Below are 25,949 nucleotides of genomic sequence, written 5' to 3' on the forward strand. Positions count from 1 at the left end.
ATTGCCTATAGCGAACATAAGGTTATCGAGTCGAAATTTGGAGGAACTTATGACATTCAATTGTATGCTTGATGTATAATTGATAAATGAGAATTATTATAAACTGGGGGCAAGAGGTCGGTGAACGTACGAAGTTTTTTGAAATTGGTTGAAATTCAGACCAAAGTGGCGAGCATGATTCCATTGGCTCTAGGAACGCTCTATGCCCTTTACCGGTTTGAGCATTTTTACGCCGGGCACTTTGCGCTGATGCTGGTGTCACTGCTGAGCTTTGATATGGCGACAACGGCGATCAACAACTATTACGACTATAAAAAAGCGGCAAGAACGCACGGCTACGGCTATGAAACGCATAATGCCATCGTTGCTTACAAATTGAAGGAAAGCGTCGTGGTCGGGGTCATCGTCTTTCTGCTGCTGCTGGCAGGCGGCTCTGGGCTGCTGCTTGTGGCGCAGACGGGACTGCTCGTCTTTTTGCTGGGCGGCCTGTCCTTTCTGATCGGCATTCTCTACTCGTTCGGGCCGGTTCCCATCTCGCGGATGCCGCTCGGGGAGCTGTTCTCGGGGCTGTTTATGGGCTTTGTCATTATCTTTATCTCCGCGTATATTCATACGGACGATACGGTGGCGGTGCTGGCTCTGGAACAAGGAAGGGTTCATTTCCAGTTGAATCTGACGGAAACGGTCTATCTGTTCTGGTTCTCGGTGCCGGCCATTCTCGGCATTGCGAATATCATGCTCGCGAACAACATCTGCGACATAGACGAGGACATCGATAACCGCCGCTACACGCTGCCGGTCTACATCGGCAAAGCCAATGCGCTCGCTCTGTTCAAGCTGCTCTATTATGTGTCTTATGCCGATCTGGTTCTTTTGCTGATTCTGGGCGTACATCCGCTGCTCGTACTGCTTCTGCTTCCGACGCTGATCCCGCTGCGCCGCAATCTGGCCAGGTTTGACGAAAGACAGGAAAAAGCAACGACTTTTGTTCTCTCCGTGAAAAACTTCATTCTGCTGACTGCGGCGCGTATCGGTGTTCTGGCTGTGGCCCTGCTCCTATAGGGCTGAGCTTGTCCTGACCACTCCCGCTGCTAAATGAGTACGGACAAGAAAGGGGGGCGAAGAGATGCAACGTCAGCTTCGTTTTGGAGTGCTGGGCTGTGCGCAAATTGCGACAGGCACGATGATGCCGGCCATAGCCGAATCGAAATCGGGAGTTCTCGAGGCGGTGGCCAGCCGTGATCTATCCAAAAGCTCGCGCATCGCCCGGGAGCTCGGGATCAGAAAGGCCTACGGAAGCTATGAAGAGCTTCTTGTGGACCCGGAGGTGGACGCGGTCTACATTCCGCTGCCCAATCACTTGCACCGGGAGTGGGTGATCCGGGCGGCGGAGGCCGGGAAGCATGTGCTGTGCGAGAAGCCGATCGGCTTAAGCGCCCGGGAAGCCGCCGAGATGACGGCGGCCTGCCGCAAGGCCGGGGTTCATCTGGCCGAGGCGTTCATGTACCGGCATCATCCGAGGTATCCGGTGCTGAAGGCGATCTTGCAGTCGGGCGAAATCGGCAGCCTGCGAGCCATACGGGGGGCGTTTACCTATAACAACGCCTTGGATAGCGCCAACGTCCGGTTCAGGTCAGCGTGGGGCGGAGGCTCGCTGTACGACATCGGCTGCTATCCCCTTAGCGCGGCGCGAATGCTGTTTGGCACGGAACCGGAAGCGGCAACCGTGCATGCGCTGTTCTCGCCAGAGCATGACAACGTCGACATGATGGCCTCAGGCCTTGTGGAGTTTCCCGGCGGCCGAAGCCTGATCTTCGAATGCGGGATGTGGGCCTATGAGCGCCAGTTCCTGGAGATAATCGGCATGGAAGGCCGCATCGAAATTCCGATGCCGTTTAACGCCCGGACGGACGATGCCGACTTCTATATTTATGCCGGAGGCGGCGAACGGCGGGTGAATGCCCCCGGCGCGAATCCCTTCACCTGCCAGGTGGAGGACTTCGCCTCTGTGGTATTCGGCCAGACTCCCCCGCTGTTTGAACCGGACGATGCTGTCCGCAATATGAAGCTGCTGGAAGCCTGCCTGGCTTCCGCCGCCGGGCGACGAAGGGTTACGCTGGACAGCGTGAATTGAAACATTCATTGGATATAGAACCCGGTCGTCTGGTGCCTTTCCCTGTATTCGAGCGGAGTCAGTCCGGTTACTTTTTTAAATGCCTTGCCGAAATATTTCACGTCTTTAAATCCGGCGGCTTCGGCTACATCGTAGATCCGGGTATCGTTTTGGGCCAGCAGCCGTTTCGCTTCCCGGATGCGCAGCTCGATCAGGTAATCGATGAAATTGCGTCCGGTCTGTTTTTTGAAATATAGACTGAAATAGCTTTTGCTCAGGTGGATGGTATCCGCCACGCTTTGAAGCGTCAGATTCTCGGTGTAATGGGCGGCGATGTATTCCAGCGCCTTCGTGATTAACTGCCCCCCGTAGCCGTTATCGGCCACGGCCGGCATGAGAGACTGGCGGATTTCCTCCAGCTGATCCGTTAAACAGGATGCGAGCTGCTCCAATGTCTCTGCCCGCAGAAGGATACCCTGCCGGTGGGGGAGGAGCCATCTGGAATCCGGATGCAGATGATGGACGTCCGCAAGAAGCCCGCAAGCCTCCTGGCGCACTTGTTCCGGTTTCAAAGCTCCGCTCTTCCAGCGCTTCAGGGCTAACTCGACTGCAGAGGAGACCGGATCGCCGCCGCGGATCATTTCGAGGAAGAGGGACCAGTCGTAATCGTTAGGAATGCATGTATCTTTACCGGCGTTAAGCCCGGTATCTGGAGCCTTCACCTGGTACAAGCCGCCAAGCCCGTCAAAAAACCGCCTTTGACAGGCGGAACGGCTGTCGGCAAATCCGTGGAGAAGCTGGTGTGCGCCCTGCTTGACGGCGGTGCCTCCGGAGATCGAGATTCCTCGTTCGGTTTCCAGTATGCTTTTCCACTTGAGAATTGTCTGTATGTAATTCCCTTCATCCTCGGGAACGACCAGAAACAGGCTGCTGTCGGCCGCCTGCATGGCTGCGCCTTCCGCAATTTGTTCATAGAACGCTTCCTGTATTTCTTCCAATAGAAAATGGACATATAAATATCCGTGGTTTTCGATCCATTCCTCGGCTTTGTCCAGCATGAGATAGATGCAGACATACGGTCTGTCCATCCATTCCGGCGCCCAATCGGCAGAGGGGGAGGAGGACCTTTTCTGCACGATCCGTCTTTTGATCTCCTGTTCGAGACCTTTTCGTTTCCGATAGGACACGCTTTGCCGAAAATAATGCAGCTCGAGCGCCCTTCTTCTTTCTTCCTCCAGAAGGGAGGTGCATTTGCGGAGGACAGCCAGAAGCTCCTCCCTGTTTAAGGTTAGCTTGAGCAGATAATCGACGGCCCCCGTTTTAAGCCCTTCCTTTACATATTCGAAATCGCTGTAGTGGCTGATCAGAATCACTTTGAGCCAGGGATACAGCTCGAGCGCCCGCTTTGTGAACTGAATGCCGTCCATCAAAGGCATTTTGACATCCGTAATCAGAATATCGAAAGAGCGTTCGCTCATGGCAGTTAAAGCCTCTGTCCCGTTGGCGTAATGGTCTTCTACGAGCATTCCTTCCTTTTCCCAGTCGATAATGGCACTGATGCCGCTTCGGATGACGGCCTCATCATCAACAATAAGAACTTTATACATCGTATTCCTCCTCGTGAGGCGAGACTCTATTCGGATCAAGGCTTACCCGGTTTAATCTTACTGAATAGATAATAGACTTTACAGAGTCGTATGAATCATGTTCCAAAAGGGAGTGACCGGGCCAAATTACAGCAGGGTGTATTATATTTAGCGAAGAGCGTAATATTTTACACCCTGTAAAATCAAATGTGGACATTTATTGAGGGGACCGAAAAAAGGGCACTAGTTCCAGTATTTACTTAGACAGCCCGGAGGATACAAGGTAGAATACAGCTACAGTCGCTTCTGTGCGAACATCTCTCTTTTTATATATTTGCCCGCAGCTTTTATCATAGATTGCTATCCGCCAATAATCGTGCCAGCATTTTTTCCCAAAGAGAACAGGATCATTATTACTAACCGATGAAGAGGTTGACTTATGGATCATATGGGAATCCACTATAATGTATGGATCATGCTGCTCTCTTACGTGCTTTCGGTGACGGCATCCTACTCTGCTTTAAATTTGATCTGTCAAGTTCCGTCCTCAACGGCCCGGACGCGCCGTTTATGGCTTCTCGCGGGAGCCTGTGTTCTCGGAAGCGGCATCTGGGCAATGCATTTTGTCGGGATTTTGGCCGTCCGGCTGCCGTTTGACGTGCGTTACAGCGCGGGAAAAGTGATTATGTCGATGCTGGTTGGCATCGTCTTCTGTTATCTGGGACTGTCGGGTGCCCTGGCACAGCGGATGACCTTCCTGCGCTGCGCGGCCAGCGGTCTGCTGCTTGGCGCGGGGATCTCCATCATGCATTATGTAGGAATGTCGTCGATGAAGATGGAGGCGGAGATTCATTACTATTTGCCAAGCCAGAGTATTTCCGTCATGATCGCGTTCATCGCCTCATTTATGAGCATTATGCTGATCGGCCGATTCAAGGATTCGCCCGGTTTCAACCGCTGGAAGCTGTATTCCGCGCTGCTGCTCGGTATGGCGGTAAGCGGCATGCACTATACGAGCATGCAGTCCAGCCATTTTGCTTACGACAGCTGGCTTGGCTCCAATCCATCCCTGCTTCAGACGGATGTCATTCTGCTGATGGGGGTGTCGCTCGTCACCCTGTTTATGTTCGGAATATCGGGCGGCGCCGTTTTTCTGGACAGGCATATGCTGGAGCGGATGGCCTACCATGATCCGCTCACGGGCCTGCCGAACCGTCATGGATTGGAACGGTATTTCCGCAATTGGTTCCTGACCGGCCGTACGGGGGCCGTGTTCTTTGTCGATCTGGACCGGTTCAAATCGATTAACGATACGCTGGGCCATGATATCGGGGATATGCTGCTGCAGGAAGTGGCCTCCAGGCTGCTTCAGAGCGTCAGTCCCAAGGGGAATGTATTCCGTTTGGGAGGGGATGAATTCCTGATCGCCGAGCCGGATTTCACCCCGGAGGAGGCGGCGGAGGAAGCGAGCCGGATTCTTCAGGAGGTCAAGAAATCGTACCGGATCGAAGGCAATGACCTGTACGTCACCGCCAGCGTCGGCATCAGCATGGCGCCGGAGCACGGAACGGACCGCTCCTCTTTGATGAAAGCGGCAGATACTGCGCTCTATACGTCCAAGGATTCCGGCAAGAACAAATTCAGCATGTTCGACCAGGAGATGAACCGGCATCAGCTTAGGCGGATGTCGCTCGAGAAGGATCTGCGCAAGGCGCTGGCACAATCCGAATTCATGGTCGTGTACCAGCCGAAGTGGGATTCCCTCATGAACATAACTGTTGGCCTCGAAGCGCTGCTCCGCTGGAGGCATCCCGAGCACGGGATTATCTCACCGGCCGAGTTCATACCGATCGCGGAGGAGACGGGACTCATTGTCCCGATTACGTACTGGATGCTGCATGAGGTATGCAGCCAGAATATGCTCTGGCATAAAGAAGAAATCGCCTCGGTCGCCGTATCGATCAATATGTCGGCGAGGATGTTCGAGTCGGAGAATCTGTATGAGGTCGTAGAAGAAGCCCTTACGCGTTCGGGTCTGGCACCGCAATATCTGGAGCTTGAAATTACGGAGTCGATTGCGATGAACAACATGGAGGAGACGGTGGCTCAGCTGTCCAAGCTGCGCAATCTAGGCGTCAGGGTATCTCTGGATGACTTCGGGACGGGCTTCTCCTCGCTCGGCAATCTGGATGAAATTCCGGTCAACACGCTCAAGATCGATCAGGTGTTCATCCGCAAGAGCAAGATGCACTCCAAGAAGGCGATTATCAGCAACATTATCGCCATCGCCAGCAACCTCAATATGGAGGTCGTTGCCGAGGGCGTAGAGACGCCGGAACAGATCGAGCTGCTGCAATCGCTGGGCTGCCGGGTCATGCAGGGTTACTATTACGGCCGTCCGATGCCGGTTCACGAGCTGGGCCAATGGTTTACGGAAAATGCGGCAGCGGTATAGAGCATTCGTTCAAGTAAGAACAAACAGCATTAATCATACATAATGAGGGCGGCCTGAAGGAGAGCTTCGGGCCGCCCTTCGTGTATTTGGAAGCAGATAGCTCTGTACGGGGGAGCACCCGGCTATCCTCGTTCCATTGCCCTCTTTACCCGCTGAACCCCTTCCCTGATTCTCCCTTCATCCAAGTGTCCATACCCCAGAATCAGGCGATTGCCGCTAAGGACATCCGCATAGACGCCCTCCTGCTCGAAAAGCTCCGGCAAGTTCTCCGGCAGCGGAAAAGAAAACTCCGCCGTCAGATGCAGCCCGGCCGCGCGGCCGCATATGCGGACTTGCCCGGCAAAGTGGCGGTTCAGACTTTCCAGAATAACATCACGCCGCCGCCGGTACACTTTTTTCATTTTGTAAATATGGGAATACAAGCCTTTCCGCTCGATAAATTGCGCCAGTGCGAGCTGCGTAAGACCCGGTGTCTGGTAATCAGTCAACCGTTTCAGGCGGATGAAATCCTCAATAAAGGGCGGGGGGAGAACAGCGTAGCCGATCCGCAGAGCGGGAAACATGACTTTGCTGAAGGTTCCGATATAGAATACCCTCTCCGGAGCAAGGCTTTGCAGGGAGTGTACGGGGGCGCCGTCATATCTGAACTCGCTGTCGTAATCATCTTCAATGATCAGGCTCCCGGTCTCCCGGGCATAGCGGATCAGCTCAATCCGCCGCTGTATGGGCAGAATGCCTCCAAGCGGAAATTGATGGGACGGCGTAACATAAATCAGCTTGGGCGGATGCTGCTTCGGCAGGCTGCCGGTGACAAGGCCGGAATCATCGGCCGGAAGGGTGAGCACAGTCGCACCTGTGGAAGACAAAATCGTCTTCAGCTCGGCATTAGTCGGCTCTTCCACCAGAGCCGTATCTCCGGGAGAGAGAAGCAGCCTTGCGGCGAGCTGTATCGCCTGAACGGCGCCGCCTGTGATGACCAGCTGCCCGGGTCCGGCCGTTACACCGCGCGTGTGCGAGAGATAGCCGGATAAGACGGTTCGAAGCCGCGGTTCTCCGGCGGGGTCCCCATAGCCCAGCGAAGCGTCTGCCGCGTCCCGGGAGGCATTCCGCAATAAATCTCCCCAGGTTTTTCGGGGGAACAGGGTCACGTCGGGCATACCGGTCTTAAAGGATATTATCCCGTTCCCAGACGCCAGGTCTCGGGAACCGTCTGGAAACTGGACCGGTTCTGCTGTGGGTAAAGGCATAGAAGGAGAAAGCGACGGCGGCATGATCGCCCCTTCCGCGACGAAGGTGCCTGACCCCGAACGGGAGACGATAAAACCTTCCGCCAGCAGCAGCTCGTATGCTTCAAGAATAATGTTGCGCGATACAGCCAGCCGGGAGGCCAGCTCACGGGTCGAAGGAAGCCTGAATCCGGCGGCTAGTTCCCCCGAGAGAATCCGGCTGCGCAAGGAAAGGTATACCTGACGGAACATCGGAACGCTCGATTGCTTGTCAACAGTGATCCACATATAGGCTAGGTTCCTTTCCTGAAGTGGTACTATAAAACCTTGGCAAAAATGGAACTACGAAAAACCGCTTTTGACGATTACAGTATATAACAACCAAGACGAAAGCGGTGAAATTTGAAAATGACCAGAAAAATCCCGTTAGCCGCTTATGCGGAGCTTTGCGCTGCCGCAATTATTGCCGGCAGCTCCGTCGTTGCCGGGAAAGCGACTACCCTGCGGCTCCCGCTGTTTTTATCCCAAACGGCCTGCCTTGCCGTCGCTCTGCTACTTCTAATTCCGCTTACGCTGCGGAGCCATAAAGGCAGGTGGAAAGTGGGCACCCGGGACATGCTGCTGCTATTGGCGCAGGCTTTCTTTGGAATGTTCCTGTTCCGGGTATTCATGCTGTATGGACTCCGTTTCGCTTCCGCCGCCGAGGGCGGGATTATGACTAGCCTGACTCCGTTTGCGGTGGCGTTTCTTTCTTGCATTTTGCTCCGAGAAAAAATGACCTGGCGAACAGGGGGCGGAATCCTGTGCTCCCTGGCGGGCATAGCGGCCATTCAGGTTCCTTCCCTGCTCATGCCGGGCACCGCAGACAGGCCGGCTTCCGTTATCGGCATGCTGCTGCTTTCGGCGGCCGTTGCCGGAGAAGCGGCGCTGACCGTACTGCGGAAAATGCTCTCGCCCCGGATTTCCTCTCTGCTTGGGACCGCTTATGTAACGGCCTTCGCCTTCCTGATGTTTCTGGCTTGTTCTGTGATCGAGCTGCTTCAATCCGGATTTCCGGAAATGGGAGCGGCAGACGCAGGGATTATTCTGTACTATGGCATCTTTGTCACAGCCCTCGCCTATGTACTCTGGTTCCGGGGAGTGGCCAAGGTGCCGGCAGGCACAGCCGGTGTATTTACGGGCTGTATTCCCGTAAGCGCGCTTTGGTTGTCCCATCTGTGCCTCGGCGAACCGATGTCCCTTCGTTACCTGGCGGGAACCGCACTCGTATTTGCCGGAATTCTGCTGGTCTCGGGCGCGTCTGCGAGACGGAACGAATCCCGCGTTCTTCGTTCTGCCAGATGAATATGCAACTTTTGGAAAATACCCGCGTCTATTCTATTGAACTTCAGCTTATGAAATGAATAATCTCCACCTAAGGAGGCACCAAGCAATGGACAGCGTACATAGGAGCAAATCCGGTTTCAAATGGACGGCAGCCTTCCTTCTTGTCATTCTTGTATCCGGCCTGATCCCTTCCGCTTTAAGAACCGCGGCCGCAGAAGATACACCCGGCTCCGCCGGCGAGCAGATTGTGCTGGACCCCGGCTTCGGGTACCGCAGCATCTGGGCGCCGCTGGCGAACGAACTGTTCAAATCCAGCCCGGTCACCGCTTATCTCCCGACCCGCCTGCCGGACTCCGGCAAGCAGTACTATGGCATTTCAAGCCGGCTGACGGAGGAAGGCTACGCCATCCAGCTTTATAGAGCAGACAAGGCTCCTGACGCCGCCAGTACCCTCCCCGGCGCGAATTCTCCAGCGAGGAAGCCGGGAGACGTGCTGCTGGAAGCTTCGGCCGGCGCAGCTCAATCTTCATTCCCGCATGGAGAAACTTTGCTGCTCAGCAAGAACGGATGGACGGTATATGCCGATTCTGACGCGGCGGCAACGGACAGCCGGAAGCGGCAGCTTGTTCAGGCTTTCTCCCAGGCCGTAAAGTTCGCCACGCCCTTGTCCATTGACGCCAAAGGGATCATTAACGTATCGGGCACCGGGAAAGACGCCGTTTACACCGCGTACTGGTCTTTTGACGGCAAGACAGGGTACACGTTCGTAAGCCATACTTCTCTGGCCGATTTCAATTCGGTGCTCTACAGCTTCCGGCCGGTCATTAATCTGCTGAACCGGGCCGATGTGGTGCTGCTGCCCCTCAGCGTGGAAATGAACTGGCAAACGGGCCGCACATCCGCTTTTGTGCCCCGGGAGAATAAACGCATCGCCCTCAGCAGCGCTCCCATCCTTGCAAACGGAAATTTATATTTTCCCTTAAAGGATGCCATCGCCTTTATTCAAGGACATATGCAGACCGTCCCGTCGGAGAACGCCGTGTATTTCTCGGAGAATGGATACTATAACCAGCTTAAGCTCAATGTCAAAACCGGCCAGGTGTATAAAGGACGCCAAAAAGTCGCCACGATCAAAGTACGCAGGCAAAACGGCGTTATTCTGGTGCCGCTTCGCTTGCTGCAAGAGCAACTGGGGCTTCCGTTCAGCTATGATTCATCCGCGAAGACGGGCACAATCGGGTACAGCACCTGGTTCACGAATAACCGGCCGCTCAAGGCTTCCAGTGCTAATCTTTCCGTATCTGTTCTGGGAATCGGGACCTTTTACTACGAGAGCAGCCGGATAAGCTCCTTCGGTACGTTCAGCTATCAACAGAGCAATCCACCGCAAGGCTATAACGGGCGAAAATATAATCTGTATCAGGCCAGCATCCCCCTTCTCCCCGGGGAGAATCAATTCATATACGGCGACTCCAGAAACGGCCGCATTATCAACTCGATCCCGGTGGATTCGAAGCTGACCGCGGCCGATATACCTTTCCGCTACAGCGGTTATCCGTCCTATGACTCCTTGAGCCTTGATCTGAAGCTGAGCTCAAGCGATGGAGCTGACTGGCCGGCGGGTTACGCCGAGACGTCCTCCTATGTCGATTTAAGCGGCGCCATTCAAGCCGGAGGCGACCGGTTCTCGTCCCTCAGGCTGACTTATCGTCCTAGTAATAGCCGGGAAAGCCGGGAAAGCAAGATCGTCAGCTTTCCGGTAGCCAAGGATGGCCGTTTCTCCTACCGAATCAAGCCGGACCAGGGAAAAGGCAGCTACGTCGTTACGCTCTATAATCCGCCTGGGACTATTCCAAAGGCTGATAGGGCCGCCATTGTCACCTTCATCGTTGTCGTGAAATAAGCAGTAAAACGCAGCAAAGCAGCATCGCCTGAGAGGCTGATGCTGCTTTGCTTTACGTCTTTAGGCTTTAAGCTACCTTGAACTGTTCCACGAGCTTCTGCAGCTTATCCGACAAGGAAGAGAGGAATGCCGAGGAGGCTTCAACTTCCTGCATGGCCGCAAGCTGCTGCTGCGAAGTGGCGGACAAGCTTTCCGCGCCTTCGGCTGTCTGATTGGACACGCTGACGGTATTCTGGATCGCATCGACCAATCCACCGGCGATCTCGGTCAGCTGCTGCACCGTTTCGGAGATTTCCCGGCTTTGAGATGCCATGGCGGAAACGGCTTTTTCAATCTCCGTGAAGGATTCGCCGGCACTGGTCACCATCTCCGTACCGTGCTGCATCTCCACGTTCGAACGGTTCATCGTCTCTCCGGCCAGATCCATTTGGGCGACAATGAGGCCGAGCAGTTCGCCGATTTGCCGCGCGGAATCCCCCGAGCGCTCCGCCAGCTTACGGACGGAATTGGCGACAACGGCGAAGCCGCGTCCTTCTTCCCCGGCGCGCGCCGCTTCGATAGCCGCATTCAGCGCCAGCAGATTCGTCTCCGCAGCGATGCTTGCGATCGTGCCTACGATGCTTTCGATCTCCTTCGAGTGACCGGACAGCGTATGAATGATGCCTGACAGGTCGTCAATGCTCCCCCTCATGACCTTCATCTGCTCTGTCGTCGAATCCATGGATTCTCTTCCCGAACGGGCTTTATCGGCTCCGCAGACAGCGTCCTTCATTGCCTGATCGGCGTTAATCGCAATTTCGGCAATGAACCCGGACATTTCCTGCACGGCCTGATAACTGCTCTCCAAATGGCGAAGCTGTACCTGCGCGCCTTCCGCCAGTTCAATCGTGACGTTAACCGTATGCTCTCCCGAGCGGTTCGTCTCCTGGGCGCTGGCCGACAGCTCCTGGGAGGAAGAAGCGACCTGCAGGGAGGTATCGTTCACTTCGGTAATCAGCCTGCTCAGATTGTCTTTCATTCCATTAAAGTCGGCGGCCAGCTTGCCGATTTCATCTTTGCTGGTCAGGAGCAGCGCCTCCTGCGTAAGATCGCCGTGGGCGACGTGATTAACGGCGCGGGACAGTTTGGTCAGCGGACTGACCATCCGGCGGATGAAAAAGTAAGCGATCAGGATCGCGGCGACCAGGATGGACGCGCCAATGATAAGAGGCTGTTTCATGATTTCAAGCGTTCTTTCCTGAACCAGCGGGCCTTCAAAGTTGATGGCCATCAGGGCGACGATTGGTTTGGTAGGATCATGGTCTTGATAGATGGGGCCGTAGCCGGTTTTCAGAGAGGTTCCTTGGTATGTATAAACCTTGGAGTATGTAGAATGTTTCATGGTGGTAATCATTTTCTTGTCTTCGTCGTTTAAATAAAACGAATCTCCCGCCTTGTAGCCTCTGGCCTTCAAATTCTTGTCGGCGGCGATAATTTTTCCGTCCAGCGACAAAATAAAGGCTTCCTTAAAGATCGGCTTATGTCCGACGATCCAGCTGATCCGGTCCTCGATTGCGCCAAGCTTGCTGGTATCCCCGGCCGCAAGAGCGGCAATCTGCGCGGGGTCAACAAGTCCCGTTGTAATATTGGCACAGCCTACAAGCTCGATACCCGCAGCCTCATCCAACTGATTATAGGCGGCGCGGTAGCCGAAGAATCCGATGGACGATCCCACAAGCAGAAGAACGAGCAGCATCATCCAAGTTAATTTTGTTGCCAATTTCATATGTTTCCCCCATTTAACTAAACTGATTGATATAGATTGTTACCTGCGCGATTATACGCGATTATATCAGATTAGAGGATTCATTGGCTGTGTCCGATTACGCTGCCCTCTTAATATTAAATAACGGCTGCACTCATTTGAAAATTTAGCGAAATTCGATACTTTTTCATAAGAACGCTTTAATGTGAAAAAGAGGACGGTTCCTGGTTGGTTTTCAGCTTTATCGCATTGAATGGAAGCGGTGCAAAATGGTACGCTAGAATGAGGATAATGAATGGAGCTGAAATGCAAAATGTCGCAAGAGACCGACCCGCTAGTGGAACGAATCGGATTATCGATGTGGAGGGTACAGCGAAAAATCATATCGGGAATGTCCCTTCAGAAGGAGCTGGGACTGACCTTTCCCCAGTTTGCACTCCTGAATATGATCTCCCGCGAGGGCAAAGCGAGGGTGGTAACGCTCGCCGAACGGATGGAGGTCAAATCGAGCGCGGTTACAGTAATGCTGGACCGCATGGACGCGATCGGTCTGATCAATAGGGAGCAGGACGAGAAAGACCGCAGGGCTGTAGTCGTCTCGCTTACCGAAAAAGGCAGGATGACCTGCGCCGAAGGGCAGCGCCGCTCGCTTGTCCTGCTGGGTGAATACTTGTCGATCCTGACACCGGATGAGCTTCAGCGATTCGCGGATTATTACGACATGCTGGACAGGCAGGAGCGTTAGCGACTTTTCTGCCGCGCCCGGAAGGCGATATTTCGCTGCATAAAACAGGAAAAAGCCATGCTCCCCTCGGGGAACATGGCTTTTGGCGTCAAGGATCCGCTGCAATCCGTGGCCGCTTCACCCGCCGGCAAAGCAGCGGAAGCGGGAGCAGCTGAAGGAGCGCACCTATTCGGATTTCTTCAGAGGCAGCTGGGAGACATAGCTGTCGGAGAGCTGCAGCAGCCGGAGCGCCCGGTTGTATTCATCCTCTGTGGCGGCTGGCGGCTTGCTGCTCAGCGCGATCGGATATTGGGTGTTATCCTCAAAGCTGTTGCCGGGAATAAGCAGCCCGGAGCTTGCGATAAACGAGCCGGACGGCAGATAATAGCGCTCGGGCAGCAGGTTCTCGTTCTGGTTAACGATGTCCTGCCCGAAATGAAGATGATCTTTCAGGGAAACGCCAAGCAAATTGGCTGCCGTCGGCATAATATCGATTTCGCCGCCCACCTGCTCCAGCGTCTGCGCAGACAGCCCCGCGCCGTGAATGATCAGAGGAATATTGGTCATGTTGGCATAGCCGTACTCGTGGCCGAAAATTTCCCTCATTAGCTCTTTGTCGTCGTGGTCGAGCGAGTAAATCGGCAGCCCCATGTGGTCGCCGTAAATCATAATCAGGCTGTTGTCCCAGAGGCCGGTCTCTTTAAGCTCCTGAACCAGCTGGCCAAACGCGTAGTCGGCGTAATTTTGCGCCCGGATGTAATCGCCGACAAAGGTGCCTTCGTAACGCTCCGGCAGCTTCATCTTGTATTTTTCCTCAGGAATCGTAAACGGATGATGGGCCGACATGGAAATGATCTGGGCGTAGAACGGCTGGCCGCTTGCGCTCATTTCCTTCAGCTTGGCTGTCGTCTTGCGGTACAGCACCTCATCGGATGGCCCGAAGAAGAATACGTCCTCGTCGCCGAAGAACCGATGGTCGTAATACTTGCCCCAGCCAAGCGAGCTGTAGAGCTCGCCGCGGTTCCAGAACTCCACATCATTCGTATGGAAGGTGGCCGTCTGATAGCCGTTCTTCTCCATCAGACGCGGCAGGCTCGGCAGCACCTTGTCGACGTACATCTGGGTGGCCGCGCCCCGGGGAGGGATGTAAAAAGACGTATTGACGACAAACTCCGCATCCGAGGTGTTGCCCTGGCCGACCATCTGATAGAAGTTCGGGAAATATAGGCTTTCCTTCATCACGGCGTTAAGGTTCGGTGTAATCTCCTTGCCGTCGATCTTAAGTCCCATCAGGAAATTCTGCAGCGATTCCATCTGCACGATAATCAGATTCTTGCCCTTGGCCGCGCCTTGAAGCTTTGGATTTGCGGGAGCGGTAATCCCCTTGGCCGAGTCGACTGCTTCCTGGGTAATGTCGCTGGCTTTCACCAGGTCGATTTTGTCTTGAGCGAAGATCGTATAGGCTTCATAATTGAGAATGCCCATTTCCTGGGCTTTCTTGATTTCGTTCATGCTGGCTTTATTCGGCAGCACATTGAACAGACATAGCGCGAGCGAAGCGGCGAACAGAGCCGAAAACTTGCGGCTGCCGCGTCCAAGGTTGATTTGCTCTTTTTTGTAGATCCGGCCGTTCCGGTTAAAAAGAAAATAATACCCCAGCACAAGGACATCCGCGAAAATAAGCAGATAATAAGGATCCATCAGTGAAAATACACTGTTGCGGACGGCGGTCACCTGATTGACCTGCTCGGCGGCATGGTAGGTGACGATAACGCCGTAATATTTGAAATACATAATGGCCGCGAAGAAAATCGCCGTTACCAGCAGATTAACCGTCATATAATAGCCGAGCTTGCGCTTGGACGCGAAGCGCTCAATTAGGCAGAACAGCGCCCAGGCAAAAGGAATTTCGGTAAGAAGCGATTTCCACGGCAGCAGAACATCAAAGATGACCGCCCAGGCCAGATAGCTCTTAAGAATAAGCATAATAGTGAAAAAAATAAAGGGTTTAACGATCCATCGTTTAATGTTAATAGATGTCACGGCTCCGCCTTCTTTCTCGGGTGTGAAGCGACCCTCTCGCCCAAAGCAAATATTTAGCGCAAAAGACAAGAAATCGCCAGTATAAAATTCATTATGCCGCTATGTAAAAGGAATGTCAAAACAAGAAACGGCGCGCCGTAAGATGCAAAACGGCATGCTGCGGATATCGGCGGTCTTTTCGGCCGGAAATGAACGGATAGCGGGGCAAAAGGGCAAAAATCGAAGAAACGCACAGCGTGAAACTTAGGAAAGGCTTAGCCGATTGGCTTGAGGAAGGAGAGGCTCGCTTTGGCTTCCGCCGTAACCATTTCAGTACGATCGCTGGTGGAATATGTGTACCGCAGCGGCAGCCTCGAATCGGGCTTCCGCAGCGCCGCCTCCTTGGCGGAGGGAACACGAACACATCAGAAGATCCAGCAGCAGTATAAAGAAGGCGACCGGAAAGAGGTCTATCTTAGCGCGGAGATTCCCTGCGGGGAACTGATTATAGCCGTCTTCGGGCGCTGCGACGGGCTGCTCCTGTCAGGCGACGGGAGCCTTACCGTTGAGGAGATCAAATCGACCGGGGGGCCGGAGCTGCCGGAGGAAGGGCGCGAGGTGCACTGGGCCCAGGCGCTCATGTATGCGCATATGATCATCCTGGAGCAGGAGCTTGAGGCAATTAACGTCAGGCTCACTTATGTGCACACCGCGACCGGGGAGCAGCGGAGCTTCGAGCGGCTCGTGACCGCCGGGGAAGCGGCGGCTTTTGCGGCGGATACCGCGGCGGCCTACGCTCCCTATGCGTCGCTTCTCCTTAAGCACGGGGAGCAGCGGACCGAAAGCATCCGCAGGCTGGAGTTTCCGTTTCCCGCCTACCGGGCGGGACAGCGGCGTTTTGCGGGCGCCGTCTATACCTGCATTGCGGAAGGCGTGAATCTGTTCGCCCAGGCGCCGACGGGCATCGGCAAGACGATGTCCACGCTTTTTCCGGCGGTCAAGGCGATGGGAGAGGGGCTGCTGCGCGGCCTGTTCTACCTGACGGCGAAGACCGTTACGCGGATCGCCGCGGAGGAAGCCTTCGCCCTGATGAACGCCCGGGGCCTTCATCTGCATGTGGTTACGCTAACCGCCAAGGAGAAGGCCTGCTTCCGGGAGGAAGGGCTCTGCGGTGCGGAATACTGCCCTTTTGCCGACGGATATTATGACCGCATCAACGGCGCGCTGATGGATATGCTTGAGCACGAAACGCTGATGAACCGGCGGGTTCTGGAGCATTACGCCCGCAAGCATACCGTATGCCCGTTCGAGCTCTCGCTCGACGCGGCGTACGCCAGCGACGCCGTGATTTGCGACTATAACTATATTTTTGATCCCCGCATCGCCATGAAGCGGCTAGCGGAGGAACGGAAGAAAGAGACGGCGCTGCTTGTCGACGAGGCTCATAATCTGGTCGACCGCGGCCGGGAAATGTTCTCCGCGTCCTTACGCAAGGCGCCCTTTCTTGCACTGAAGCGGAGCTGCAAGGCGCGGAACCGGGCGCTGAGCTCAGCGGCGGGAGGCGTGAACGCTATGTTCATCGCTCTGCGCAAAGCATGCGGGCAGGACGGCACGTGCACATGGGCCGGGTATCCCGAGGAGCTGCCCGGTCTGCTGGAGACGTTCGTGCAGGAGGCGGAGCGGGAACTGCTCCGGCCCTCGCAGGTGCTCCTTACTGAAGAGGAGGGGGAGGAAGAGGGGCTGCTTGACGCCTATTTTGACGCCCAAGGCATGCTGCGCGCCTGCAAGATGTACGATGAGCGGTACATCACCTACGCGGAAAGCGGAAGGGGCGATGTCTTCCTGAAGCTGTTTAATCTCGATCCGTCGCATCTGCTGGCGCAGTCCTCCAAAGGCTTCCGCAGCCGGATTTTTTTCTCGGCAACGCTGTCGCCCCTTTCGTATTACCGGGATATGCTTGGCGCGGCAGAGGAGGATTACAGCCTGACGGTGCCTTCCCCATTCCGCAAGGAGCAGTGGGAAATCAGCGTCCTGCCGGTGTCCACGCGGTTTCGCGACCGGGAGAAGTCGTTTGTCCCTCTTTCAAATGCGCTCGCGGCGATGGCCGCCCGGAAAGGAAACTATTTGGTCTTTTTCCCTTCCTACCAGTATTTGCAGGACGTATACGAGGTTTTTACCGAGTCAGTCCCCGGGATCAGGACACTGGTGCAGGGAAGCGGGATGAGCGAGGAGGAACGGGAGAGGTTTCTTGCCGCCTTCCGTCCGGACAACGGGGAGACGCTGCTCGGGTTCGCGGTGCTTGGCGGGATTTTCTCGGAAGGGGTCGATTTGCCGGGAGACCGGCTGAATGGCGTCATGGTCGTCGGCGTCGGCCTGCCCCAGCTCGGGCTGGAACGGAACCTGTTGAGGGAGTATTTCAGCGCCCGGGGCAAGAACGGATTTCATTACGCTTACGTATTTCCCGGTATGTGCAAGGTGCTTCAGGCGGGAGGGCGGCTCATTCGCAGCGAACACGATACGGGAGGGATTATCCTTGCCGATGACCGCTTCCTGGAGCCCCCTTATGCATGGCTGCTGCCGGACGAATGGAGAGACTACCAGGTGCTCGGATAACGCAGTATAATTTTCACAAGAAGAAACCATTCATAGGTTTTGGACAAGTATCGATCACGGGAAACGGAGGAACTTGCGAAATGACGCTGAATATCGGAATGGTCGGAACCGGCTGGTTCGCCAAGGTGCATGCCGATTTGCTGGCCGGAATGGCGGACGTCAAGCTTCAGGCGGTCTGCGGCACCAGCAGGGAAAAAGGGGAAGAAATGGCGCGGCCGTACGCTGCGGAAGGCTATGGAGATCCCGTTGAAATGCTGGATGCCCATACGCTGGATGCGGTTTACATCTGTGTGCCGCCCGGGGCACATGGCGCGATTGAACGCACGCTGATCCGCAGGGGAATTCCCTTTTTCGTGGAGAAGCCGCTCGGGGTGAACACGGAAATTCCGGCAAGTCTTCTTCAGGATATCCAGGCTGCCGGTCTGCTGACCTCCGTCGGCTATCATTTCCGTTACCAGGAGAACGTCAAGCGGCTGAAAGAAGCGCTGCAGGGCGATACAATCGGCATGGTCGTCGGCCAGTGGATGGGCAGCATGCCTGAGGCGCCGTGGTGGCGGGATCAGGAGCAGTCCGGCGGGCAGTTCACCGAGCAGACGACGCATATCGTCGATTTGCTCCGCTATCTGGCGGGAGAAGTGACGGAAGTGTACGCGATGTTCGGGAACCGGGTCATGCATGAGAAAAAAGACGGTGTCAGTGTCGCGGACGTGGGCACGGTGTCCCTGAAGCTTGCCAGCGGTATTGTGGCGAACATTTCCAACACCTGCGTTCTTCCGGGTGAGGTCGGAAGGGTCGGACTCAGTTTCTACAATGACAGCGGCCTGCTCGACTGGAACCCGCAGCGGCTCCTTACGGTGCGGGACGGGGACAGCACCGAATATGCCAACACCGGCAACCCCTATGTGTCCGAGAGCGAGGCGTTCCTTCACGCCGTCCGCACCGGCGACCGCAGCGGGATACTGAGCGATTACGCGGACGCCTACAAGACGCTGAAGGTTACCTGTGCGGCTTTCGAATCGGCCCGTAAGGAGGCGCCGGTGAAGCTGTAAATTCATAAAAAAAGACACTCCGCTTCAGCAAATTGCTCGAAGCGGGTGTCTGCGGCCCAAGCCGGGACGGCCTAGTGGAGGAAGACCGCGAGTAGTGCCGGCGCTACGGTTAGTGTAAACAGCGCCGTCAGAATCATCGCGATACTGGAAATGGTTCCGGTCAGCGAACTCAGCTCAAAGGCTTTGGAGGTGCCCATACCGTGCGCAGCGGTTCCCAGCGACACACCGCGCGCAACTTCATTGTCAATGCGGAAGAGGCGAAGGACCGTCGGTCCTATCAGCGTACCCAGCACGCCGGTCAGAATGACGAATACGGCCGTAATGCTCGGTATGCCCCCTATGCTCTGCGAGATGTTCATGGCGATCGGCGTAGTAACCGACCGGGGCACCAAGCTGGTTGCAAGATTGCTGCTCAGGTGCAACCAATGGGCCAGGAGAACGGATGAGATAACCGCCATCATCGTTCCTGACAGAACGCCTGCCGCAATCTCGGCGGCGTGCTTTTTGAGCACCTTGAAGTTTTTATGCAAAGGGATGGCAAAGGCAACGGTTGCCGGCTGAAGCAGGTCGGTGAGCCATTTGCCTCCCGCATTGTAGGAATCAAAGGATACGCCCATCATCAGCAGGAAGCTGATAATCAGCAGCGGCGTAATAATCAGCGGAGACAAGTACACTTTCGTCTTCACCGCGTAAATCTTTTTAGATATCAGATAGACTGCCAGAGTCAGAGCCAGAAACAGAATCCCGCTTAGCATGATGTCTTCCCTCCTTGAATTTGAAAATAAGGGCTGTCAGCAGTCCCGAACTGGTCATAACGATAAAGGTTCCCGCGAGAATGATCGCCAGCAGGCTGAGACCGTCCGTCTGAAGCAATTCGGAGTATTTCATAACGCCGATGGCGGAGGGAACGAAGAACAGCAGCAGCTCGGCGAGCAGCCAGGTTGCTCCGGCTTCGACCCAACTCAGTTTTATAACACCCGTTTCCAGCAGGATAAACAACAATACCATGCCAATTATGCTTCCGGGAATCGGAAGATGTAACCGAGAGCTGAGCTCCCCCATGGTTAGGGAGAACACGGTCAGCGCACCTACCTGAAGCATACCAATCCATAGTTTTCTCATAAGGTCCGCCCCTTTCAAGCTATATTGAAATTTTACAATAATTATTTACATAGGTAAAATGAATATATCGAATAGATGACATTCCTTTTGTCTATATATAGGAGGTTGACGCTTTGGATATCAGGCAGTTGCAGTATTTTGTGGAAGCCGCCCGGCTGAACAGCTTCTCCAAGGCGGCCAAATCGTTGTATATTACCCAACCCACCGTAAGCAAGATGATCCGGCAGATCGAGGAAGAGCTCGGGGCCGATTTGTTCTACCGGGAAGGCAAGAGCATCAAGCTGACCGACGCGGGCGAAATTCTGCTCGCGAAAGCGCAGAATATCGTTGTATCCTTCCAGAGCCTCTCGTCCGAGCTGGACAGCCTGCGCAAGCTGAAGCAGGGCCATATCCGCATCGGTCTCCCGCCGATGGTAGGGTCCAATTTCTTTCCGTCCGTGATCGGCCGGTTTCACCGGAAGTACCCCGATGTTACCATCCGGCTGTACGAGGACGGGGCGAAGAAGGTGGAAAATGATGTGGACAACGGCCTGCTTGATATCGGCGTCGTCGTTCTTCCTGTGGATGAAGCCAGATTTCATGTGTTCTCCTTCGTCCGGGAGAGACTGGAGCTGCTGGTACCTGCGGCCCACCGGCTGGCTGGCCGCAGCTCGGTGCCGCTGGCAGAGCTGAAGGATGAGGAATTTGTGCTGTTCCGGGAGGATTTCACCCTGCATGACCGCGTAATCACCGAGTGCGTCAAGTCGGGGTTTCAGCCCATGGTTGTATACGAAAGCTCCCAGTGGGACCTTATCGCCCGCATGGTGGCGGCCGGCCTGGGCATAGCCCTGCTGCCGCAGACCATCTGCCGCGATATGGACCGGTCGCGCATTTCCATTGTCACGTTGACCGAGCCGGAAATTCCGTGGCAGCTCGGCATGATTTGGCGCAGGGACCGCTATCTGTCCTTCGCCGCCAGAGAATGGATTTCGTTTGCTCGGGATCTTTTGAAAGAGAGGTAGCCGCTGGCAGATGCGGTCTCTCTTTTTGGTTATGAAAAAAGTTGGAGCATCGACATATTTTTCTTTTTTTGCAAAATATGTTTTTTTGTTATCTTGATATATAATAGAGTAGAAGGTATTCAGAGAGAAGGTGATGCAGTGCTTCAGGAATGTACACCCCAGAACGACTATGTAATCGAATGCCGGGAAGAGGAATTGTTCATAACGATCGAGAGTCTCCGGTGCCAATTGCTGGAGGTTGCCCAGCAGCGCAGTCTCAGCGACCGCACCGTGGTTGAGCTCAGCGAGCGCCTCGACAGTTATATTCTGCTTGCCCAAAATATAATGATGAAGAATCTTCGGAGCCGCAAGAATCAACTGCAGGCATACAGATAAAGACCCGTACCCGGGAAGACGGCTGATTAGCTGTGCCCTTCATCTCTTGAGGGGCGAATCGTCCAGTCAATCGCATAAGGTATCGATAAAATATAGACCTTCCTGCCCATTGAGGTGGGGGGCTTTTTAAATACAAGAATTTATAAATTTCACGCAATAGTCTTATATTTCTACGAGAAACGGGACTGTCCCTAAAAGGACGGTGCCGTTTCTTTTTGCTTGCTGCTGGAGGGAGAGATCATGGCGTTCATTTACAGAAATCGCGATTTTGTTGGCGCATACAATGTTTGACAACTGGACCGGTATGAAAATATAATTAGGAAGCCTAAATAATATACTATATAATTATTAGGAATGCTAAATAGTTGATACGGAAGGAATCCGCTAAATGGAGGGACAGCAATTGGGATAGAGGACGATCAGAACAAGGTGCCGCACAAGCTGCTGATTGCTTTGCAGCAGCTGCATAAGGCGAAGTGGACTCAGGCTGCAGAAGGGAATAAGCCCAGCGAAATGACGCTCATGCTGTGCATCGCGAGGAATATCTGTTCGGCCAGGCAGGGGCTGAAGGTGTCGGAAATCAGCCGTTTGCTGGGCCTGACCCCGCCGACGGTTACCCAGCTCATCAACAGTCTGGAAGCGAAAGGAATGGTTGTTAGGCAGGCGGATGCCAGCGACCGGAGGGTTGTGCGCGTCAGTCTAACCGAACAGGGCGGCAAGGCTGCCGAAAGAGCCAAAGAGCACAGGACCGCGACCTTGAACAAGCTCGTGGACTTTCTGGGCGAGGAGGACAGCAACAAGCTTGCAGAGCTTCTGCTTAAAGTTCACGCTTTTGCCCAGGAGCACAGGCTCGAAATTGAACGGTTACCAATGAACGGAGATGACGAAGGATGATTAAATTATTCAGATATTTGAAGCCTTTTTCGCTGCCCATTGCGGCAATTCTGCTGCTGGTGTTCTTGCAGTCGCTGGGCGATTTGTATCTCCCGACCCTGATGTCTGACATCGTCGACAAGGGGATTGTGCAGCAGGACCGGGCCTTGATCTGGAGAATCGGCGGATTTATGCTGCTGGTGGCGGGCGGAGGCGCGCTCTGCTCCATCGTGGCCAGCTTTCTGTCGGCCAAGGTGGCCATGGGCTTCGGCCGCAACACGCGCTCGCTCATGTTCAATCATGTCGAGAATTTTACGCTCACTGAATTTAACAAATTGGGCACCGCTTCGCTTATTACGCGGACAACGAACGACATCACCCAGGTACAGACGGTGCTTACGATGATGCTGCGCATGATGATCGGCGCTCCGATGATGATGATCGGCGGCATTATTATGGCGGTGTCCGAAGACGCCAAGCTGTCTCTGATCTTTGTCGTCGTGATACCAGTGCTTGCTCTGGCGATTGCCTATGTAGGCATGAAGGGGCTGCCGCTCTTCAAGGCGATCCAGGTCAAGCTGGACAAATTAAATCTGGTGCTGCGCGAGCATCTGGTCGGCATCCGCGTCATCCGCTCCTTTAACCGCACGGAGCATGAGAACAAGCGCTTCAGCGAGGCCAACCGGGATTTGACCGATACGGCGATCAAGGTCAACAAGATTATGGCCCTGCTCATGCCGATGATGATGTTCGTCATGAACTTTTCCATGATCGGCATTCTCTATTTCGGAGGCATCCGGATTAATAACAACGACCTTCAGGTCGGCTCGCTTATGGCCTTCATTCAGTATGCGATGCAGATTATGTTCTCGCTTATTATGGTTTCCATGATGTTCGTGCTCATTCCGCGCGCTTCCGCTTCCGCGATTCGGATTAATGAAGTGCTCGATATGGTGCCGGAAATTTCAGACCCCGAAATCAAAGTGCCGGAAACGCCGGATCTGGAAGACATGGCGCCGGAAATCGCCGATCCCGAAGCCCGGGTCTCTTCTCTGGATCAGCCGGACACAGCCGGGATTCGCGGCTATGTGGAGTTCAAGAACGTCTCCTTCTCCTATCCGGGAGCGGAGCAGCCGGCCCTGTCGGACATCAGCTTCGCCGCAAAGCCCGGCGAGGTCACCGCGATTATCGGCGGTACCGGCTCCGGCAAATCGACGCTGCTCAGCCTGATTCCCCGCTTCTACGACGTGGTTGAGGGCGAGGTGCTGGTGGACGGAACCGATGTCCGGCAGATGACGCAGGAAGAGCTCCGCGCCAAGACCGGTTATGTGCCGCAGAAGGCAGTGCTGTTCACCGGCACCGTCAGCGACAATATCCGTTACGGCAAGGAGGGCGCGACGGATGAAGAGATCCGGCATGCGGCCGGGATCGCCCAGGCGCTGGATTTCGTAACCGCGATGAATGACGGCTTTAACTCGCAAATTGCCCAGGGAGGCAATAACCTGTCCGGCGGGCAGAAGCAGCGGCTGTCCATTGCCCGGGCGCTTGTCCGGAGGCCGGAGATTTACTTGTTCGACGACAGCTTCTCGGCGCTCGACTTCAAGACGGACGCCAGGCTGCGCGCGGCGCTCAAAGGAGAGACGACGGAATCGACAGTGCTTATTGTCGCCCAGCGGGTCAGCACCGTTATGGATGCGGACCGGATTATCGTGCTGGACGAGGGACGGATTGCCGGGGTCGGAAGCCACAGCGAACTGCTTGCAAGCAGCGAAGTGTATCGCGAAATCGTATCTTCGCAGCTGTCAGAGGAGGAAATTGCATGAGCGAGAACAATCAGGAATACAGACGTCCCGCGCAGCCGCCGCGCAGAGGGCCCGGACCGGGCGGGTTCGGCGGAGCGGGCATGATGATGCCGCCGGAGAAAGCGAAGGATTTCAAAGGAACGCTGCGGCGGCTGACCCGGTATTTGCGTCCGAAACGGTTGAAGCTTGTGGTCGTGTTGATTACAGCCATCCTGAGTACGGTATTCAGCATTCTTAGCCCCAAGATTATGGGGAAAGCGACCACCAAGCTGTTCGAAGGCGTCGTTGACAAGTTCAAGGGCGTACCGGGCGCGGCTATCGATTTTGGCTACATTAATGAAATTCTACTGATCCTGGCCGGATTGTATGTGCTAAGCGCTCTCTTCGGCTACATCCAGCAGTATATTATGGCCGGGGTGGCGCAGAGCGTCGTATTCGACATGCGCGAGGAAATCAACAGCAAGCTGGAACGGCTGCCGCTGAAATATTTCGATTCCCGGACGCATGGGGAGATCCTGAGCCGGGCGACCAACGATGTCGACAATATCAGCACGACGCTGCAGCAAAGCTTGACCCAGCTTATCACATCTGTCATTACGATCATCGGCGTTATCATCATGATGCTGACGATCAGTCCGTGGCTTACGCTTATCACGATTATTACGCTGCCGCTCAGCTTTGTCGCCATTATGGGGATAACCAAGCGCTCCCAAACGTATTTTGTCGGCCAGCAGAAATCGCTCGGTCAGCTGAACGGCCATGTCGAGGAAATGTATACGGGCCACCGGATCGTCAAGGCGTTCGGACGGGAGCGGGAATCGCTCAAGGATTTTGATAAAATCAACGAGCAGCTCTACGATTCCGGCTGGCGCGCGCAGTTTATGTCCGGCATGATCATGCCGCTCATGATGTTCATCGGTAACCTGGGCTATGTGCTGGTCTGTGTAGTCGGCGGAATCTTTGTCACCCGAAAAATGATCGAAGTCGGCGACATCCAGGCGTTTATCCAATATTCGCGCCAGTTTACGATGCCGATTACCCAGACGGCCAATATTGCCAACATTATCCAGTCAACCGTCGCTTCCGCGGAGCGTGTGTTCGAATTGCTTGACGAGGAAGAGGAGATTCCGGAATCGGCGGCGGCTTTGGCGGGCAGGACTGTTCATCCGGAAGAAGGAGCAGTGGAGTTCCGCCACGTGAAATTCGGATACAAGGAAGATGCGATTCTTATTGAAGATATGAACATCCGGGTCAAGCCGGGGCAGACGATCGCGATTGTCGGTCCGACCGGAGCCGGCAAGACGACGCTGATCAATCTGCTGATGCGGTTCTACGAGCTAAGCGGCGGCCAGATCCTGATCGACGGCGTGGATATTACCGACATGAAGCGCAGCGAGCTCCGGGGCAAGTTCGGAATGGTGCTTCAGGATACGTGGCTCTTTAACGGCACGATCCGCGACAATATTGCATACGGACGCGAAGGCGCGACCGAGGCGGATATAGTGCGGGCGGCCAAAGCGGCGCATGCCGACCATTTCATTCGCACCCTGCCGATGGGCTACAACACCGTGCTGAATGAGGAAGCCTCCAATATTTCACAGGGTCAAAAGCAGCTGCTGACGATCGCCCGCGCCATTCTGGCGGACCCGGCGATCCTGATTCTGGACGAAGCTACCAGCAGCGTCGATACCCGGACCGAGGTCCAAATTCAAACAGCGATGAACACCTTGATGCAGGGCCGCACCAGCTTTGTCATCGCCCACCGTCTGTCAACGATCCGCGACGCCGATTTGATTCTCGTTATGAATCACGGCACCGTCATCGAGCAGGGCTCTCACGAGCAGCTGCTGAAGCAAGGCGGATTCTACGCCGATCTGTATAACAGCCAGTTCTCGGAAGGCGAGCTTTCCGATGCCGGGTAAGCGGGCGCTTTCGTGCTGGTCCGCCGCCGGTAGTCAGTAAAAAAAGCGCAGAAACGTTCCTCCCCTTCGGGAGCGTTTCTGCGCTTTTGCTGT

General features: G+C 55.0%; 19 protein-coding genes. 13 read left to right on the top strand and 6 right to left on the bottom strand.

Annotated features, from left to right (window positions below):
- Window positions 1-120 precede the first annotated feature (120 nt).
- Both G5B47_RS07215 and G5B47_RS07220 read left to right on the top strand, forming a co-directional pair.
- Window positions 121-1,062 (top strand): 1,4-dihydroxy-2-naphthoate polyprenyltransferase, encoded by a 942-nt coding sequence (locus tag G5B47_RS07215; RefSeq protein ID WP_165096123.1) that lies wholly within the window; start codon window positions 121-123, stop codon window positions 1,060-1,062.
- Between the two features lie 64 nt (window positions 1,063-1,126).
- Entirely contained in the window at window positions 1,127-2,134 is a 1,008-nt protein-coding gene (locus G5B47_RS07220) for a Gfo/Idh/MocA family protein (RefSeq protein ID WP_165096126.1), read from the top strand.
- A gap of 5 nt (window positions 2,135-2,139) precedes the next feature.
- Here G5B47_RS07220 and G5B47_RS07225 read toward each other — a convergent pair whose 3' ends face one another.
- Window positions 2,140-3,720 (bottom strand): response regulator transcription factor, encoded by a 1,581-nt coding sequence (locus G5B47_RS07225; RefSeq protein ID WP_165096129.1) that lies wholly within the window; start codon window positions 3,718-3,720, stop codon window positions 2,140-2,142.
- Between the two features lie 418 nt (window positions 3,721-4,138).
- On the opposite strand from G5B47_RS07225, the gene G5B47_RS07230 reads away from it, so the two are divergent.
- Window positions 4,139-6,154, top strand: a complete 2,016-nt coding sequence (locus G5B47_RS07230) for a putative bifunctional diguanylate cyclase/phosphodiesterase (RefSeq protein ID WP_165096132.1) — start codon at window positions 4,139-4,141, stop codon at window positions 6,152-6,154.
- Between the two features lie 122 nt (window positions 6,155-6,276).
- Here G5B47_RS07230 and pdxR read toward each other — a convergent pair whose 3' ends face one another.
- On the bottom strand, window positions 6,277-7,668 hold the full coding sequence (pdxR, locus tag G5B47_RS07235; protein ID WP_165096134.1) for a MocR-like pyridoxine biosynthesis transcription factor PdxR: 1,392 nt from the start codon (window positions 7,666-7,668) through the stop codon (window positions 6,277-6,279).
- A gap of 120 nt (window positions 7,669-7,788) precedes the next feature.
- Here pdxR and G5B47_RS07240 point away from each other — a divergent pair, with 120 nt between their 5' ends.
- Complete coding sequence (locus G5B47_RS07240; protein ID WP_165096137.1) at window positions 7,789-8,724, top strand: DMT family transporter; 936 nt, start codon at window positions 7,789-7,791, stop codon at window positions 8,722-8,724.
- An 88-nt stretch (window positions 8,725-8,812) separates the two neighbouring features.
- Entirely contained in the window at window positions 8,813-10,609 is a 1,797-nt protein-coding gene (locus tag G5B47_RS07245; protein ID WP_165096140.1) for a stalk domain-containing protein, read from the top strand.
- Between the two features lie 67 nt (window positions 10,610-10,676).
- Here G5B47_RS07245 and G5B47_RS07250 read toward each other — a convergent pair whose 3' ends face one another.
- Window positions 10,677-12,374 (bottom strand): methyl-accepting chemotaxis protein, encoded by a 1,698-nt coding sequence (locus tag G5B47_RS07250; protein ID WP_165096142.1) that lies wholly within the window; start codon window positions 12,372-12,374, stop codon window positions 10,677-10,679.
- A gap of 274 nt (window positions 12,375-12,648) precedes the next feature.
- Here G5B47_RS07250 and G5B47_RS07255 point away from each other — a divergent pair, with 274 nt between their 5' ends.
- Window positions 12,649-13,098: a MarR family winged helix-turn-helix transcriptional regulator gene (locus G5B47_RS07255; RefSeq protein WP_051529813.1), complete on the top strand. Its 450-nt coding sequence runs from the start codon at window positions 12,649-12,651 to the stop codon at window positions 13,096-13,098.
- A gap of 165 nt (window positions 13,099-13,263) precedes the next feature.
- Here the strand turns inward: G5B47_RS07255 and G5B47_RS07260 are convergent, their stop codons facing one another.
- The gene (locus tag G5B47_RS07260; protein ID WP_165096666.1) at window positions 13,264-15,063 is read right to left on the bottom strand and encodes an LTA synthase family protein; all 1,800 of its coding nucleotides are present in this window, start codon (window positions 15,061-15,063) and stop codon (window positions 13,264-13,266) included.
- A gap of 345 nt (window positions 15,064-15,408) precedes the next feature.
- On the opposite strand from G5B47_RS07260, the gene G5B47_RS07265 reads away from it, so the two are divergent.
- Together G5B47_RS07265 and G5B47_RS07270 are read left to right on the top strand one after the other, a co-directional pair.
- Window positions 15,409-17,712: an ATP-dependent DNA helicase gene (locus G5B47_RS07265; protein ID WP_165096145.1), complete on the top strand. Its 2,304-nt coding sequence runs from the start codon at window positions 15,409-15,411 to the stop codon at window positions 17,710-17,712.
- 80 nt (window positions 17,713-17,792) lie between these two features.
- Window positions 17,793-18,761: a Gfo/Idh/MocA family protein gene (locus G5B47_RS07270; RefSeq protein ID WP_165096148.1), complete on the top strand. Its 969-nt coding sequence runs from the start codon at window positions 17,793-17,795 to the stop codon at window positions 18,759-18,761.
- A gap of 71 nt (window positions 18,762-18,832) precedes the next feature.
- Here the strand turns inward: G5B47_RS07270 and G5B47_RS07275 are convergent, their stop codons facing one another.
- Complete coding sequence (locus tag G5B47_RS07275) at window positions 18,833-19,516, bottom strand: CidB/LrgB family autolysis modulator (RefSeq protein WP_165096151.1); 684 nt, start codon at window positions 19,514-19,516, stop codon at window positions 18,833-18,835.
- A complete protein-coding gene (locus tag G5B47_RS07280) occupies window positions 19,461-19,883 on the bottom strand; it encodes a CidA/LrgA family protein (protein ID WP_165096153.1) in 423 nt (140 codons plus the stop codon). The genes G5B47_RS07275 and G5B47_RS07280 overlap by 56 nt, the downstream gene beginning before the upstream one ends.
- 113 nt (window positions 19,884-19,996) lie before the next feature.
- Here G5B47_RS07280 and cidR point away from each other — a divergent pair, with 113 nt between their 5' ends.
- The 5 genes from cidR to G5B47_RS07305 all read left to right on the top strand — a co-directional run bounded on the left by cidR (window position 19,997) and on the right by G5B47_RS07305 (window position 25,856).
- On the top strand, window positions 19,997-20,884 hold the full coding sequence (gene cidR / locus G5B47_RS07285) for a cidABC operon transcriptional activator CidR (RefSeq protein WP_165096156.1): 888 nt from the start codon (window positions 19,997-19,999) through the stop codon (window positions 20,882-20,884).
- Between the two features lie 138 nt (window positions 20,885-21,022).
- Entirely contained in the window at window positions 21,023-21,259 is a 237-nt protein-coding gene (locus tag G5B47_RS07290; RefSeq protein WP_025336896.1) for an aspartyl-phosphate phosphatase Spo0E family protein, read from the top strand.
- A 429-nt stretch (window positions 21,260-21,688) separates the two neighbouring features.
- A complete protein-coding gene (locus G5B47_RS07295) occupies window positions 21,689-22,153 on the top strand; it encodes a MarR family winged helix-turn-helix transcriptional regulator (protein ID WP_165096158.1) in 465 nt (154 codons plus the stop codon).
- Window positions 22,150-23,955, top strand: coding sequence for an ABC transporter ATP-binding protein (locus G5B47_RS07300; RefSeq protein ID WP_165096161.1), 1,806 nt, complete (start codon window positions 22,150-22,152; stop codon window positions 23,953-23,955). The genes G5B47_RS07295 and G5B47_RS07300 overlap by 4 nt, the downstream gene beginning before the upstream one ends.
- Window positions 23,952-25,856 carry an ABC transporter ATP-binding protein gene (locus G5B47_RS07305; RefSeq protein WP_165096164.1) on the top strand — a complete coding sequence of 635 codons (1,905 nt, stop codon included), beginning with the start codon at window positions 23,952-23,954 and terminating at the stop codon, window positions 25,854-25,856. Before G5B47_RS07300 ends, G5B47_RS07305 begins: the two co-directional genes overlap by 4 nt.
- Window positions 25,857-25,949: the final 93 nt, after the last annotated feature.

The sequence above is a fragment of the Paenibacillus apii genome, assembly GCF_011043685.1.
In the GTDB taxonomy this organism is placed as follows: domain Bacteria; phylum Bacillota; class Bacilli; order Paenibacillales; family Paenibacillaceae; genus Paenibacillus_AQ; species Paenibacillus_AQ sabinae.

Coding starts and splice junctions, on each gene's coding strand:
- G5B47_RS07220 (WP_165096126.1), top strand. CDS start 1,127: ATGCAACGTCAGCTTCGTTTTGGAGTGCTGGGCTGTGCGCAAATTGCG.
- G5B47_RS07225 (WP_165096129.1), bottom strand. CDS start 3,720: ATGTATAAAGTTCTTATTGTTGATGATGAGGCCGTCATCCGAAGCGGC.
- G5B47_RS07230 (WP_165096132.1), top strand. CDS start 4,139: ATGGATCATATGGGAATCCACTATAATGTATGGATCATGCTGCTCTCT.
- pdxR (WP_165096134.1), bottom strand. CDS start 7,668: ATGTGGATCACTGTTGACAAGCAATCGAGCGTTCCGATGTTCCGTCAG.
- G5B47_RS07240 (WP_165096137.1), top strand. CDS start 7,789: ATGACCAGAAAAATCCCGTTAGCCGCTTATGCGGAGCTTTGCGCTGCC.
- G5B47_RS07245 (WP_165096140.1), top strand. CDS start 8,813: ATGGACAGCGTACATAGGAGCAAATCCGGTTTCAAATGGACGGCAGCC.
- G5B47_RS07250 (WP_165096142.1), bottom strand. CDS start 12,374: ATGAAATTGGCAACAAAATTAACTTGGATGATGCTGCTCGTTCTTCTG.
- G5B47_RS07255 (WP_051529813.1), top strand. CDS start 12,649: ATGGAGCTGAAATGCAAAATGTCGCAAGAGACCGACCCGCTAGTGGAA.
- G5B47_RS07260 (WP_165096666.1), bottom strand. CDS start 15,063: ATGCTTATTCTTAAGAGCTATCTGGCCTGGGCGGTCATCTTTGATGTT.
- G5B47_RS07270 (WP_165096148.1), top strand. CDS start 17,793: ATGACGCTGAATATCGGAATGGTCGGAACCGGCTGGTTCGCCAAGGTG.
- G5B47_RS07275 (WP_165096151.1), bottom strand. CDS start 19,516: ATGCTAAGCGGGATTCTGTTTCTGGCTCTGACTCTGGCAGTCTATCTG.
- G5B47_RS07280 (WP_165096153.1), bottom strand. CDS start 19,883: ATGAGAAAACTATGGATTGGTATGCTTCAGGTAGGTGCGCTGACCGTG.
- G5B47_RS07300 (WP_165096161.1), top strand. CDS start 22,150: ATGATTAAATTATTCAGATATTTGAAGCCTTTTTCGCTGCCCATTGCG.
- G5B47_RS07305 (WP_165096164.1), top strand. CDS start 23,952: ATGAGCGAGAACAATCAGGAATACAGACGTCCCGCGCAGCCGCCGCGC.